This window comes from Actinomadura sp. ATCC 39365, from assembly GCF_054392275.1.
In genome coordinates this window covers 3395808-3408944 of record NZ_CP184335.1, presented here as the reverse complement: position 1 = coordinate 3408944, position 13137 = coordinate 3395808, and the positions used below count along the sequence as shown (strand labels likewise).

At 71.4% G+C, this 13137-nt stretch carries 17 protein-coding genes and 1 tRNA gene; 8 read left to right on the top strand and 10 right to left on the bottom strand.

What is annotated here, in order from left to right; genetic code table 11:
• Positions 1 to 5: 5 nt before the first annotated feature.
• From ACNF49_RS16995 to ACNF49_RS16970, 6 genes are all read right to left on the bottom strand, one after another.
• Complete coding sequence (locus ACNF49_RS16995) at positions 6 to 827, bottom strand: alanyl-tRNA editing protein (RefSeq protein ID WP_482944292.1); 822 nt, start codon at positions 825 to 827, stop codon at positions 6 to 8.
• Complete coding sequence (locus tag ACNF49_RS16990) at positions 824 to 1990, bottom strand: CynX/NimT family MFS transporter (RefSeq protein WP_482944291.1); 1167 nt, start codon at positions 1988 to 1990, stop codon at positions 824 to 826. The genes ACNF49_RS16995 and ACNF49_RS16990 overlap by 4 nt, the downstream gene beginning before the upstream one ends.
• Positions 1991 to 2186: 196 nt before the next feature.
• Positions 2187 to 2804, bottom strand: a complete 618-nt coding sequence (locus ACNF49_RS16985) for an SRPBCC family protein (RefSeq protein WP_357984730.1) — start codon at positions 2802 to 2804, stop codon at positions 2187 to 2189.
• A 31-nt stretch (positions 2805 to 2835) separates the two neighbouring features.
• Positions 2836 to 3213, bottom strand: a complete 378-nt coding sequence (locus tag ACNF49_RS16980; RefSeq protein WP_357984727.1) for a hypothetical protein — start codon at positions 3211 to 3213, stop codon at positions 2836 to 2838.
• Complete coding sequence (locus tag ACNF49_RS16975; RefSeq protein ID WP_357984724.1) at positions 3210 to 3572, bottom strand: hypothetical protein; 363 nt, start codon at positions 3570 to 3572, stop codon at positions 3210 to 3212. The genes ACNF49_RS16980 and ACNF49_RS16975 overlap by 4 nt, the downstream gene beginning before the upstream one ends.
• A gap of 11 nt (positions 3573 to 3583) precedes the next feature.
• On the bottom strand, positions 3584 to 3706 hold the full coding sequence (locus tag ACNF49_RS16970) for a hypothetical protein (protein WP_357984721.1): 123 nt from the start codon (positions 3704 to 3706) through the stop codon (positions 3584 to 3586).
• A 12-nt stretch (positions 3707 to 3718) separates the two neighbouring features.
• Between ACNF49_RS16970 and ACNF49_RS16965 the strand changes: the two genes are divergently transcribed.
• Positions 3719 to 4213: a 2-thiouracil desulfurase family protein gene (locus ACNF49_RS16965; RefSeq protein WP_357984717.1), complete on the top strand. Its 495-nt coding sequence runs from the start codon at positions 3719 to 3721 to the stop codon at positions 4211 to 4213.
• Here the strand turns inward: ACNF49_RS16965 and ACNF49_RS16960 are convergent.
• On the bottom strand, positions 4189 to 4569 hold the full coding sequence (locus tag ACNF49_RS16960) for a hypothetical protein (protein WP_482944290.1): 381 nt from the start codon (positions 4567 to 4569) through the stop codon (positions 4189 to 4191). The two genes, ACNF49_RS16965 and ACNF49_RS16960, sit on opposite strands and share 25 nt — an antisense overlap.
• A gap of 41 nt (positions 4570 to 4610) precedes the next feature.
• On the bottom strand, positions 4611 to 5210 hold the full coding sequence (locus ACNF49_RS16955; RefSeq protein WP_357999684.1) for a TetR/AcrR family transcriptional regulator: 600 nt from the start codon (positions 5208 to 5210) through the stop codon (positions 4611 to 4613).
• Between the two features lie 139 nt (positions 5211 to 5349).
• Between ACNF49_RS16955 and ACNF49_RS16950 the strand changes: the two genes are divergently transcribed.
• From ACNF49_RS16950 to ACNF49_RS16935, 4 genes are all read left to right on the top strand, one after another.
• Positions 5350 to 6720 carry a Dyp-type peroxidase gene (locus ACNF49_RS16950; RefSeq protein ID WP_482944289.1) on the top strand — a complete coding sequence of 457 codons (1371 nt, stop codon included), beginning with the start codon at positions 5350 to 5352 and terminating at the stop codon, positions 6718 to 6720.
• 87 nt (positions 6721 to 6807) lie between these two features.
• The gene (gene nhaA, locus ACNF49_RS16945) at positions 6808 to 8604 is read left to right on the top strand and encodes a Na+/H+ antiporter NhaA (protein ID WP_482944288.1); all 1797 of its coding nucleotides are present in this window, start codon (positions 6808 to 6810) and stop codon (positions 8602 to 8604) included.
• Between the two features lie 36 nt (positions 8605 to 8640).
• Positions 8641 to 9141 carry a hypothetical protein gene (locus tag ACNF49_RS16940; RefSeq protein WP_482944287.1) on the top strand — a complete coding sequence of 167 codons (501 nt, stop codon included), beginning with the start codon at positions 8641 to 8643 and terminating at the stop codon, positions 9139 to 9141.
• Positions 9142 to 9351: 210 nt separating this feature from the next.
• Positions 9352 to 9495, top strand: a complete 144-nt coding sequence (locus ACNF49_RS16935; protein ID WP_357984700.1) for a hypothetical protein — start codon at positions 9352 to 9354, stop codon at positions 9493 to 9495.
• A gap of 21 nt (positions 9496 to 9516) precedes the next feature.
• On the opposite strand, the gene ACNF49_RS16930 is transcribed toward ACNF49_RS16935, so the two are convergent.
• Positions 9517 to 9972 (bottom strand): hypothetical protein, encoded by a 456-nt coding sequence (locus ACNF49_RS16930; RefSeq protein WP_357984697.1) that lies wholly within the window; start codon positions 9970 to 9972, stop codon positions 9517 to 9519.
• A 46-nt stretch (positions 9973 to 10018) separates the two neighbouring features.
• Between ACNF49_RS16930 and ACNF49_RS16925 the strand changes: the two genes are divergently transcribed.
• The 3 genes from ACNF49_RS16925 to ACNF49_RS16915 all read left to right on the top strand — a co-directional run bounded on the left by ACNF49_RS16925 (position 10019) and on the right by ACNF49_RS16915 (position 13015).
• A complete protein-coding gene (locus ACNF49_RS16925) occupies positions 10019 to 10990 on the top strand; it encodes a helix-turn-helix transcriptional regulator (protein WP_482944286.1) in 972 nt (323 codons plus the stop codon).
• Between the two features lie 124 nt (positions 10991 to 11114).
• Complete coding sequence (locus ACNF49_RS16920) at positions 11115 to 12389, top strand: extracellular catalytic domain type 1 short-chain-length polyhydroxyalkanoate depolymerase (RefSeq protein ID WP_482944285.1); 1275 nt, start codon at positions 11115 to 11117, stop codon at positions 12387 to 12389.
• A 158-nt stretch (positions 12390 to 12547) separates the two neighbouring features.
• Positions 12548 to 13015 carry a hemerythrin domain-containing protein gene (locus tag ACNF49_RS16915; protein ID WP_482944284.1) on the top strand — a complete coding sequence of 156 codons (468 nt, stop codon included), beginning with the start codon at positions 12548 to 12550 and terminating at the stop codon, positions 13013 to 13015.
• A gap of 43 nt (positions 13016 to 13058) precedes the next feature.
• On the opposite strand, the gene ACNF49_RS16910 is transcribed toward ACNF49_RS16915, so the two are convergent.
• Positions 13059 to 13131 (bottom strand) — tRNA-Ala (locus ACNF49_RS16910).
• Positions 13132 to 13137: the final 6 nt, after the last annotated feature.

Genomic DNA, 13137 nt, shown 5'->3' with positions numbered 1-13137 from the left:
GCCCGCTAGCCGCAGGTGGTGCGCATGGTGAGGGCGGCCTCCTCCAGGGTGAACGCGACCTCGACCGTGCCCAGCTCCGCCGTGTCGCGCACGTGCGTGCCGCCGCACGGGATCGACGCCTCCCCCTCGGGCAGCGAGCAGTGCCAGGTGCGCAACGCGGTCAGACCGGGCCCCGGCACGTCGAGCCGGACCGGCGCGCGGGCCGCCACCCACGTCCCGAGCTGCTCGTTCACCCGCTGGGCCAGCTCGGTCAGATCCAGGTCGTCGGCGGAGAAGCCCTTCTTGCGCAGCGACTTGCCGAGGCGGTATTCGTCCACGCTGCCGTGCGGCACGATGCGCGAGGAGGTGATCGCCGTCTGGTCGAAGTCGGGGTGGCCCAGCCGGTCCAGCCGCACCTCCTTGCGCCACCGGTCCGCCAGCGCCGCGTTGAGCGCCAGCGCGGCCAGGTGGCAGGCGGTGTGGCCGGCCGAGAGCGCCGCCCGGTATCCGGCGTCCACCTCCAGGGCCACCTCGGCGCCGACGGGCAGCGGGGTGTCGGTGACGTGGACGACCAGCCACTCCCAGCCCTCGGCGCCCCGCCGGACCGGGACGGACTCGCCGACGAAGATCTCACCGTCGTTCGACTGGGCCCCTGTCACGCAGTCGAGGACCGGCAGCTCGCCGATCGTCCCCCGGTCTGCGGGCTGGTCGGGCCAGGTGTGGTCGAGGGGGTGGAACGGCGTCTCGGCGGTGACGAGGCCGTGCCGGTCCCCCACCGGCACGGCCCCGACAATCGGGGAACGGCCGCTGACCTGGCCGTTGGGGAAGGTGACGACAGTGGATCTCACCTGGTCATTGTGGCAGGGCGGCGCTCGTCCTCCAGATAGCGGTCGCGGCCGGCGTACAGGCCGGTGGCGAGCTGGACGGCGATCACGCCGAAGATCAGCACGTACGTCAGCGCCCAGCCGCCGGTCATCTGGTAGATCACCCCGACCAGCAGCGGGCCGGCGCCGGCGATGAGATATCCGGCGCTCTGCCCGAAGGCCGACAGCGCGGCCGTGCTCTCCGGCGTACGGGTGCGCAGCCCCAGCATCACCAGCGCCAGCGGGAACGACCCCATGCCGACCGCCACGAACACCACCCAGACCATGGCGGTCGAGGAGGGCGCGAACCACAGCCCGAGGAAGCCGATCGTGTAGAACACGACCAGCCCCACGACGACCGGCCGCTGGTCACGGAAGCGCGCGGCGATCGTCGGCACCAGGATCGAGACCGGGATGTTCAGTGCGGTGAACACGCCGAGCATGATCCCGGCCTGCGAGGAGGTGTAGCCCCCGTCGGTGAGGATCGTGGCCAGCCACCCGAACATGATGTAGGCGATCATCGACTGGGTGCCGAAGTAGATCGCCACCATCCAGGCGAGCCTGCTCCTGAGCAGGGTCGAGATGCCCGCGTCCCGGCTGCCCGTGTCCCGCTCCGGCTCACTGCGCAGCAGCGCAAGCCACGGAATGGCGGCCACGGCGGCCAGGGCCGCCCACACGCCGAGCGCGATGTGCCAGTCCCCCGACGCGCGCTCGATCGGCACGGTCGCGGCGGCGGCCAGCATGGTGCCCGCCGCCAGGGCCGTGGTGTAGACGGTGGTCATGATCCCGGTACGCCCGGGGAAGTGACGCTTGATCAGCGTCGGGATGAGCACGTTGCCGACGGCGCCGCCGGACAGCGCGACCGCGCTGCTCAGCAGGAACACCGGGGCCGTCCCGACCAGCGACCTGACCAGCATGCCCGAGCCGAGGGTGACCAGCGCGAGCAGCAGCAACCGGTGCTCGCCGATCCGGCGGGCCAGCGTGGGGGTGATCGCGCCGACGCCGGCGAAGGCCAGCACGGGCAGCGTGGTGAGCAGGCCGGTGCCGACGCTGCTCATGCCGAGCGCTCCCGCGAGCTGGTCCAGCAGCGGCCCGACGCTGGTGACGGCCGTGCGCAGGTTCAACGCCGCCAGAACGATGCCCAGCACGAGAAGCCAGGCCAGGGGGGCGGTTCTGCCTGTTCTGCCACGGGCCTCTTGGGCTAGCACGCTCATGCTGGTCAGGTCCTCCACTCATCAAATCATGGGACGAATCACCACCTTAACAGGACCGAAATGTCCCTTTATTCCTGGACATGAGAAAGCCCCCGGGGCGGGGGCTGAGATTCTCAGGGGAGAGCCCGTCCTACAGGACCGGGCTCGGGCCCTCCGGGGGCTGGTTGCGCGGGGGAACCGGGCCGGGGGGCGGCAGGGTGCCGCTCGGCGGGTAGTCACCGCCGCCGACGGTCCCGGGCGGGACCGGCGCGCCGCTGTCGCCGTAGGTGGAGCCGTGCTCGTGCTGGTGCTGGTGGGCGCCGGGGACGTCGCCGCGCCAGCCGCCCGTCTCGCCGCCGCGCGACTCGATGAACGACTTGAACCGCTCCATGTCGTTCCTGATGCGCAGCCGGACGATCTGCAGCGCGTCGCCGACGGTCTCGACGACGCCCTCGGGGTCGTACTCCATCTGGAGGGTGACCTTGGTGGTGTCGGCGTCGATGCGGTGGAAGGTGACGACACCCGCGTGGTGCGGCGAGTCCGTGCCGCGCCAGGCGACGCGCTCGTCGGGGTGCTGCTCGGTGATCTCGGCCTGGAACTCGCGGCGGACCCCGGCGATCTCGACCACCCACTCGGTGAGCGTGTCGGAGATCTGCTTGACGGACTCCACGCCCTCCATGAACTCGGGGAAGCTCTCGAACTGGGTCCACTGGTTGTAGGCCACGCGGATCGGGACGTTGACGTCTACTGAGTGCTCGATCGTGCTCATGGGGTCTGTCCCTGCCCGCGCACGCCCGGCGTTAACGCCTGCGCAGCAGCCAGTAGAGACCCACGAAGGGCAGCACGAGGGGGATGAACAGGTAACCCTTGCCGTACGAGGACCACACCGTGGCGTCGGGGAAGGCCGCCGGGTCGACCACGCTCGCGGTGCCGATCAGCAGCACGCCGGCCAGCTCGATGGCGAGCGCGCCGAGCGCGAGACGGCGGGCGCCGCGCACGAGGGCGACGGTGAGCACGACGTAGACCAGCGCGGCGAAGGCCGACAGCGCGTAGGCCAGCGGCGCCTCGTCGAACCTGGTGGCGATCTGCACCGCCGCCCGCGCCCCGGCCGCCAGCGAGAACAGCCCGTAGACGGCGACCAGCGCGCGCCCGGGGCCGCTGCCGATAGGGGCGCTCACGCCACGCCCTGCCAGATCTGCAGCAGCCGCGCGTTCATCACCGCGATCGCGAACCCGGCCACGACCAGGATCGCCGTGCCCCACCGGCTGCGCTCGGCCAGCGCGAGGAACACCCCGGCGGGCGGGATGAGCACCTGACCGCCGATGTACCCGAACAGCGTGACCTTCTCCGGCGGCCCCGCGCCGCCGCTCACCGCCGCGATCACGAACCCGGCCTGCACCAGGATCGCGACTTCCAGCACGGCGAAGCCGACCAGCAGGACCATGCCCATGGGCCGATTGCGGACGGCGACGACCAGGCTCGCCAGCATGAGCAGCAGTGAGCCGGCGATGACGATCGTGGCGACGGTGGTGTTCATCGGGACACAGGTTAGCGCCCGTGCAGGTCGCCCTCGATTCCGTCCAGCACCCACGACAGGCCGCGCTCGAAATTGCCGTCGGCCGGCTGCGCGGGCGTCCTGGCCGTCGTCTCGCTGGTGCCGATCGCGCTCATAGGATCGGGGACGTGCAGAGAATCCTCGTCAGCGCCTGCCTGATGGGCCGCCGGGTCCGCTACGACGGCGGCGCGAAGACCAGCGCCGACGCCCTGCTCGCGGGCTGGCGGGCGGAGGGCCGGCTGGTGGTCTTCTGCCCCGAGGTGACGGGCGGGCTGCCCGTTCCGCGCCCGGCGGCCGAGATCGAGGGCGGCGCGGGCGGGGCGGCGGTGCTCTCCGGCGACGCGCGCGTGCTGGCGAGCGACGGCTCCGACGTGACGGCCGAGTTCGTGGCCGGGGCGCGGGCCGCGCTGGCGGCCGCCCGCGCGGCCGGGATCCGGCTGGCCGTGCTCAAGGAGGGCAGCCCCTCGTGCGGCGCGCTGGCGGTCTACGACGGCACGTTCGGCGGACGGCGGGTGCCCGGCCAGGGGGTGACCACCGCACTGCTCGAGGCGCACGGCGTCCGCGTGTTCACCGAGGACCAGCTGCCCGAGGCGGCCGATCACCTGCGCGATCTGGAGGCGTAGAAGGCCCCGGCCAGACCGGCGGCCAGCAGCACCGCCATCGTGTCGTGGAACCAGGTGCTCAGGGCCGTGGCCGACGACGGGTCCAGGGCCAGCGCCAAAATGCCGATCAGCACGCCGCCCAGGGCCCCCGCGTGGGTGTAGACCAGGCCGTCCCAGGCCCACCGGCGGCGGGCCAGCGCGCCGTGGCCGCCGGTGAACAGGCCCAGGGCGCACAACGTCTCCACCACCACCGCGGGCGGCACGACCGGCTGGGACAGCGGGCCGACCGTGATGCCCGAGTGCAGCAGCGCGGCCCCGGCGAAGATCAACGCGTAGGTCAGTGAGAGCGCGCCGAGGGCTTTGCGCAGTGCGTCCATGGGTTACACGCTCGCATCGCGGGCGTGCGGCGGAATCGTCCTCAGGGAGAAGGCCGCGGTACGCCGCCCGTCGTAGCCAGCATGCGGCGGACGATCCGGATCACCTCGTCGATGGTCACCTGGGCGTCCTCGTCGGACTCGCAGGCCGCCACCTCGCGCCCGGCCTCGCCCATCACCGTGGTCAGCAGCACCACCAGCACGTTGCCCTCCGGCGTGTCCGCCAGGCCGAGCAGCCGCTTGTTGCCGCCGATCCACTCCCAGCCGCGCTGCCTGCGCAGGGTGGTGAACTCGGCCGGGCCGTCGTTCTCCAGGAACAGCCTGGCCACGTCGCGCTGCTCCCACGAGCCCTCCAGATAGGCGCGGGCGCCGGCCAGGAACCGTTCCTCGCCGGCGCCCGCGGTGGCCTTGGCCGCGCGGGAGGTGCGTTCCTCCTGGCCGCGCATGAACTGCTCCCACAGGGCGAGGAACAGGCCCGGCTTGCCGCCGAAATGGTGGTACAGGCTGCCGACGCTGATGCCCGACGTCTCGACGATGTCGGCGACGGTGGCCTCGGCGTACCCCTTGGCCAGGAAGACCTCGCGGGCCGCGCGCAGCAGCGTGTCGCGGGTGCCGCTGGAACGTCCCCAGCCCCGGTTCTTCATCCGGTCATTATGTACGGTCCGCCAGGTTTGATCAGGAAATCGAACTGACCTGATCAACGGAAACTTTCTCGCATTCCCGGGAGTCGTACAGATGCAGGGGGCCCGATTCATTTCGAAACGGGGAAGGGATTCGGCGACAATGACTGTCGACCTGAACAACGCACAACCTCTGGCCTGGGATTCGGCCAAGCTCGACGCGGACACCAAGGAGATGCTGGACAATCTCCAGCCCAACATTCTCCGCGCGCACGTGCGCGAGCACCTGTCCGTGCTGTTCGTCAGGTTCAACGACGTCGCCGCGGGAAAGGCGTTCCTGCGGCACATCGCCGTCACCAAGATGAAGTCGGCGCGCCGGCACCTCGAGGAGGTGCGCGAGTTCGGCGCGAACGGCCGGCGCGGCACACCGTACGTCGGCATCGGCATCAGCAAGGCCGGCTACCGCGACCTCGGCCACTCGGTCGAGGACGTGCGCAAGTTCGGCGACAAGGCGTTCCGCGACGGCATGAAGCGGCGCGGCGCCGAGCTGGACGACCCGCCGGTGACGGAGTGGGAGCCCGCCTACCAGCGGGAGATCCACGCCGTCATCCTCATCGGCGACGCCCGCCAGGACCGGGTCGAGGAGCTGCGCGAGGAGATCCTGGGCGAGCTGCCCGCCAGCGCGCGGCTGCTCGGCGAGGAGACCGGCCAGGGCATGCGCAACCCCGCCGGCGACGGCATCGAGCACTTCGGGTACGTGGACGGCCGCAGCCAGCCGCTGTTCGTGCAGGACGAGGTGGACAAGGAGCCGAAGGAGCACTGGGACCCCGCCTTCCCGCTCTCCAACATCCTGGTCGCCGACCCCTTCGCGCCGCACCCGAAGCGGCATTTCGGCAGCTACCTGGTCTTCAGGAAGCTGGAGCAGAACGTACGGGCGTTCAAGGAGATCGAGCAGGACCTGGCCGACGCCCTCGGCCTGCTCGGCGCCGACCGCGACCGCGCGGGCGCCATGCTCGTCGGCCGCTTCAAGGACGGCACCCCCGTCACGCTCAAGCAGAAGCCGGGCGGGGGCCCGGTGGCCAACGACTTCACCTTCGACGACGACTCGGGCTCGAAGTGCCCCTTCAGCGGGCACATCAGGAAGACGAACCCGCGATCGTTCGGCCGCGAGGTCCTCATGGCCCGCCGGGGCCAGACCTACGGCGACCGCACCGACGACCCCTGGGACGACTCCCCGCCCGGCACCCGCCCGAGCGGTGAGGTCGGCCTGCTGTTCATGGCGTTCAACAGCAGCCTGCTCGCCCAGTTCGAGTTCACGCAGCAGAGCTGGGCGAACAACGAGGACTTCCAGAACCCGGCGACCGGGCACGACCCGCTCATCGGGCAGGGAGCCCGCGACGTCAAGGTGAGCTGGCCGAAGGTGTGGGGCCGGGACGAGGCGTCGGCCCCGCAGTCCCAGGTCGCCCAGACGATCACGATGAAGGGCGGCGAGTACTTCTTCGCGCCGTCCCTGGCCTATCTCCGCAACCTGTGACATCCGGGCCCGGCGGGAACACCCCCGCCGGGCCCGGCCGCCGCCGGGGCGGGTTCTAAGATCGGATCTCCGGGGGGAGATCTGACGATGTTGCGGGCGTTCTTCAAGACCGAGGCGGGCAGCACGAGCGTGCTGCTCGTGGCCACCGCCCTGGCCATGGTCTGGGCCAACTCGCCGTGGGCCGAGACCTACGAGTCGTTCTGGCACCTGCCCATGGGCATCTCGTTCGGCGACGCGGTGTTCTCCCTCGACCTGCGCCACTGGGTCAACGACGGCCTCATGAGCGTGTTCTTCTTCCTGATCGGCCTGGAGGTCTCCTACGAGGTGCGCCTCGGGCAGCTCAGGGACCGGCGGCTGATCGCCGTCCCGGCCGTGGCCGCCCTCGGCGGCATGCTCGTGCCCGCCGCCGTCTACCTCGCGCTCAACCTCGGCGGCCCCGGCGCGGGTGGGTGGGGCGTGCCGATCGCCACCGACACCGCGTTCGTGCTGGGCGTGCTGGCCGTGGTCGGCGCGCGCTGTCCCGACCCGCTGCGGGCGTTCCTGCTGACGCTGGCCATCGTGGACGACGTGCTGGCCATCATGATCATCGCGATCTTCTACACGGCCAGCCTCCAGCTCACCGCGCTCGTCGTGGCCGTCGTGCTGCTGGCGGCGATCGTGCTGCTGCGCTGGCTGAAGATCTGGCGGGCGCCGGCCTACATCGCGCTCGGGTTCGGGTTGTGGGTCGCGACGCTGGAGAGCGGCATCCATCCGACGCTCGTGGGCATCGCGCTGGGCGTCCTCGTGTTCGTCTACGCCCCCAGCGACCAGAAGCTGCTGCTGGCGGGCGAGGCCGTCCAGGAGTTCACCACCGAGCCGAGCGCGCGGGCGGCCAGGGAGGCCTCGCGGCGCGTGCAGCGTGCCGTCTCGGTCAACGAACGGCTCCAGCTCCGCCTGCATCCCTGGAGCAGCTACGTGATCGTGCCGGTGTTCGCGCTGGCCAACGCCGGGGTGCGGCTCGACGGCGAGACCCTGCGGGCGGCGCTGACCTCGCCGATCTCACTCGGCATCGCGCTGGGGCTGCTGCTCGGGAAGTTCGCCGGGATCTCGCTCGGCACGTGGCTGCCGCTGCGGTTCGGCTGGGGCATCCTGCCGGGGAACCTGGTGTGGGGGCAGTTGCTGGGCGGCGCGGCGGTGTCCGGCATCGGTTTCACGGTGGCGCTGTTCATCGTCGACCTGGCCTTCGACGACCCGGCGATCCAGAGCCAGGCCAAGATCGGCATCCTGGCCGGGTCGTTGTTGTCCGCCGCGCTGGGCTGGGTGGTCTTCCGGCTGGCCTGGGACCGGGGGGGCGTCTGCGCGCCGCCCGAGGCCGAGCCCGACGAGGAGCTGCCCGACGTGCTGTCCGTGCCGGTCGGCCCCGACGATCACGTACGGGGTCCGGCGACCGCGAAGGTGACCATCGTCGAGTACGGCGACTTCGAGTGCCCCTACTGCGGCCGTCTCCACCCGGTGCTGGAGGAGATCCTGCGCCGGAACCCCGACGTCCGGCTGGTCTTCCGGCACTTCCCGATCCGGACGCTGCATCCACGGGCCGCGTCCGCCGCCATCGTCTCCGAGGCCGCCGCCGACCACGGCCGGTTCTGGGAGATGCACGACATCCTCTACGACAACCAGCGTTTCCTCACCGACGCCGACCTCGAGCACTACGCCGCCGAACTCGACGTCGACCCCTGGGCGGACGTGGCCGGGCAGGCCTCCCGCATCGCGCTCGACGAGGCGTCGGGCAGGGAGAGCGGCGTACGCGGCACCCCCACCCTGTTCCTGAACGGCCGCCGGCACAAGGGCGGTCTCGACCTGCAGTCGATCAGCCGTGCGGTGGAAGAACTGCGCGGATCCCCGTAACGTCGCCCGAGTCCCCCTTCTGGCTGGAGTCGCCCCATGAGTTTCCTCAACATACTCACGAACCTGCTCCCCACCCTCGTGACCGCCCTGCTGCTGGTCGTGGGCATCGTCCTGATCGGGATGAACAGACGGCACGTGGGCCGCGCGGCCACCCTCGGCATGTCGGGCTGCGGGCTGCTGCTGATCGGCACCCTGATCAACCTCGTGCTGGCGATCCTGACCCAGACGCTGATCGAGTCGTACGGCTCCAGCATGCTGGCCGCCCTGCCGTTCGCGTACCTCATCTCCTCGCTCTTCCACCTGGCCGGCATCGGGCTGCTGATCTGGGCCGTCGTCGCGCGCCGCGCCGCCCCCCGGCAGGAGCGGCCGCAGGGCCCCGGCTGGCAGCAGCCCCCGCAGCCGTACCACCAGCCCTACCAGCAGCCCTACCAGCAGCCCGGCCCCCAGCCCGGCCCCCAGGGTGGCCCTCAGCCCGGCCCCCAGGGTGGTTGGCAGCCGCCGCAGCCGCCGCACGGGGGCGATCAGAGCGGTTACTGAGCCTTCCGACGTCTGGACCGCGTTTCACCGGCAAGTATGACAATGTCGATGAAACCCACCTCCAGAGCCGTGTCTGAGGGGATCATGAAGCGAGAGCCGCAGGAGCCGGACCCGAACCGGACCGTCCGACATCGCGTCCCGCATCCGGAACACCCCCCGCAGGGTCCGCCGGAGGCGCCGTACACGCAGAGTCTGCCCTACACCCCCGACATGCTCCCCGACGTCCCCTTGTACGAGACCACGCCGCCCCCGAAGTCCGCCTGGCGGTGGGTGGTCCTGGTGGGCGGGCTCCTGCTGCTGGTCGCGGTGCTGGCCGTGGCCACGGTCCTGTGGGTGCGCGGCCAGGCGTCCTGAGGCCCGGACGAAGCCCCTCGCTCAGGACGCCCGGGTGAAGTCCATCGTCCAGTTGGTCTCCCAGGTCTGGCCGTCGTCCGCCGAGAAGGCCTGCTCCCACCTGGCCCGCTGCTCGTCGACGACGGTCCAGACGAACCGGCAGCGCACCGGCCGGCCCTCGTGGGTCTCCTCGCCGTGGAACTCGCCCCGGTTCCCGGTGAATCCGCCCACCATGGGCCGGGTGTCCAGCGTGCCGCTCGCGCTGCTGCCCCAGTAGATCGACCACAGCCGCGTCCCGGGGTTGTAGACGCGTACGGTCAGCCCGTGCCGGCCCTTGGTGGGGAAGGCGATCTCGTCGAAGCTGGCCGCGCCGTCGAAGTGCCGGGTCGCGACCGAACGGCCGGGGAACTCGTCCCATTCGTCGCTGCCGGTCAGCGGCTTGAGGAGCCGGCGGTTCACGACGTCCCAGGTGCCGGCGAGGAAATCGAAGTCGTTCATGCGGGCGAACGTACGGCCGGGTCACTGACATGTAGTGTCAGTGTCCGTGCGCGCCTCCCGCCTGGTCTCGATCCTGCTGCTGTTGCAGACACGGGGCCGTATGACGGCCCACGACCTCGCCGAGCGCCTGGAGGTCTCCGTCCGCACCATCTACCGCGACATGGAGTCCCTGCACGCCGCCGGCATCCCGCTCTACGGCGACGCCGGGCCCAACGGCGGCTATCAGCTCCTGGCCGGCTACCGCACCCGGCTCACCGGGTTGACCACCGACGAGGCCGAGTCGTTGTTCCTGGCCGGGCTGCCGGGGCCGGCGGCCGAGCTGGGCCTCGGCGCGGTGGTGACCGCCGCCCAGCTCAAGCTGATGGCCGCGCTCCCCGTCGAGCTGCGCGACCGCGCGGGCCGCATCCAGGAGCGGTTCCATCTCGACGCGCCCTCCTGGTACCGGGACGCCGAGCCGGTCACGTACCTGCCCGCCGTGGCCGACGCCGTGTGGAACGAGCGGCCTGTTCAGGTCACCTACCGGCGGTGGAAGGCGCCGCAGGAGGTGGAACGGCGGCTGGAGCCGTACGGGCTGGTGGTCAAGGCGGGCCGCTGGTACCTGGTGGCGCGCTGCGGCGAGCACGTCCGCACCTACCGCGTCTCCCAGATCCTCGACCTGCACGCGCTCCCGGAGACGTTCACCAGGCCGGAGGGCTTCTCCCTGACGGCGTACTGGCAGGGTTACCTGGCCGAGTTCGAGGCCAGGCTGCGGCGCGGCGAGGCGGTGGTCCGGCTGTCGCCGCGCGGCCTGGAGCGCCTGCCCGACCTCATGACGCCCGGCGTCGCGGCGGCGGCTCGGGAGACCGCCGAGCCGCCGGACGCCGAGGGCTGGACGCGGGTCACCCTGCCGATCGAGTCGCACGACCACGCGCTCGGCGAGTTCCTGCGGCTCGGGACCGACGTCGAGGTGTTGTCGCCGCCCGCGCTGCGCGAGGCTCTGGGCGCGGCGGCGGCGGAGCTGGCCCGGCGCTACGCCTGACCCGAAAGTTTCACGGTTGTTCTCCGACCTGGCCCAGGTCAAAGCGCGGCAGGCAGTCAGGCCATTGCCGTCCCGAAAGTTTCTCTTCATACTCGCAATATTTCAGGCGAACGAGAGGAACCCGATGAACCTGAGAGCTCGACTGGCGGGCGCCGTGATCGCCGTCGCCGCGCTCGTCGTCGCGGGCCTGGTCACCGCTCCCCCGGCCGCCTCGGCCCAGCTCACCGAGGTGACCGGATTCGGCGCCAACCCGACAGGTCTGCGCATGCACCTGTACGTCCCGGACGGCGTCGGAACCCGTCCGCCGCTGCTGGTCGCCGTGCACTACTGCACCGGCTCCGGCCCCGCCTTCCACTCCGGCACGGAGTTCGCCTCGCTCGCCGACCGCCACAAGTTCATCGTGATCTACCCCTCGGCGACCAGGAGCGGCTCCTGCTTCGACGTCTCCTCCCCGCAGGCGCTGAGGCACGACGGCGGCAGCGACCCCGTCGGCATCGTATCCATGGTCCGGTACGTCCAGCAGCGGTACGCCACCGACCCCGCCCGCACGTACGTGACCGGCGCCTCCTCCGGCGGCATGATGACGAACGTGCTGCTGGGCGACTATCCCGACGTGTTCCAGGCGGGAGCGGCGTTCATGGGCGTGCCGTTCGGCTGCTTCGCCACCACCGACGGGTCGAGCTGGAACAGCGCGTGCGCGAACGGCCGGCTCACCAAGACCCCGCAGCAGTGGGGTGAACTGGTACGCGCCGCCTACCCCGGCTACACCGGCCCCCGCCCGCGCATGCAGGTGTGGCACGGCACCGAGGACGCCACCCTGCGCTACCCGAACTTCCAGGAGGAGATCAAGCAGTGGACGAACGTCCACGGCCTGCCCCAGACCCCCAGCCTCACCGACCAGCCCCAGCCCGGCTGGACCAGGACCAGGTACGGCAGCACGGGGTCGACCGCGCCGGTCGAGGCGGTGAGCGTCCAGGGCGTGGGGCACAGCCTGCCCACCAGCGGGATGGCCGCCGCCGCCCTCGCCTTCTTCGGCCTCACCGGCAGCGGCCCGAGCCCCACGCCGACCCCCACGCCGAACCCTCCGGGCGCCTGCCGCGTCTCCTACACCACCAACGCCTGGAACACCGGCCTCACGGCCGCCGTCACGATCACCAACACCGGCGCCACGGCCCTGCCCTCATGGGCGCTGAGCTTCACGCTGCCCGCGGGCCAGACCGCCACCTCCGCCTGGAACGCCACGATCTCCCCCACCACGGGCCAGGTCACCGCCCGGAACGTCGCCTACAACGCCACGATCGCGCCCGGCGCCTCGGCGTCGTTCGGCTTCCAGGCCACCCACACGGGCAACACCGCCCCGCCGGCCGCCTTCACCCTCGACAACACCCCCTGCACCTGACGCCGGGCACGCCTCTCCTGAGGCCGGGCCTCTTCGGGGCTCGGCCCTCCGAGTTGATCCGCCGCGAAAAGCATGATCTGATCCCGAGTCAGCGTCGCAGTGCACCCGGCCAGGAGACCGCCGCGGGCATGGAGGCGCCGTGACATCGGACAAGACCCATGGACGACTTCCCCGAGCCGGCCCGCCGTCTGGCGGCCTTCGGCAACCAACTGATCGACGTGCACCTCCGGCTCCGCGAAGAGCTGGCCAGGCTGCGCGACACCGCCGGCCGCGGCGGCTCCCTGCGCGACCTGCGCACCCACTGCCTGACCTTCTGCTCGGCGATCACCACCCACCACACCGGCGAGGACGCCACGGCCTTCCCGGTGCTCGCCGCCGAGTTCCCCGAACTGCGCCCCGTCCTCGACGAGCTGCGCCGGGACCACGAGCAGGTGGCCGTCATCCTGCGCGACCTGGAGACCCTGCTGGCCTCCGACGCACCCGGCGGCCCGCGTGACGTGCGCACCGAGCTGGACGGCCTGTCGGCCCTGCTGGAATCGCACTTCGTCTACGAGGAGAAGCGGATCGTCGCCGCCCTCAACGCCCTGCCCGCCACGACGTGGAGCTCTCCGGCGTTTCTGGACTAGCGAGCGTTCGAGCCGACCGCTCGAACCAGGGAAACAATCTGTGTGGAGCTATGGGGATTCGAACCCCAGACCTCCTCCATGCCATGGAGGCGCGCTACCAACTGCGCCATAGCCCCTGGTCA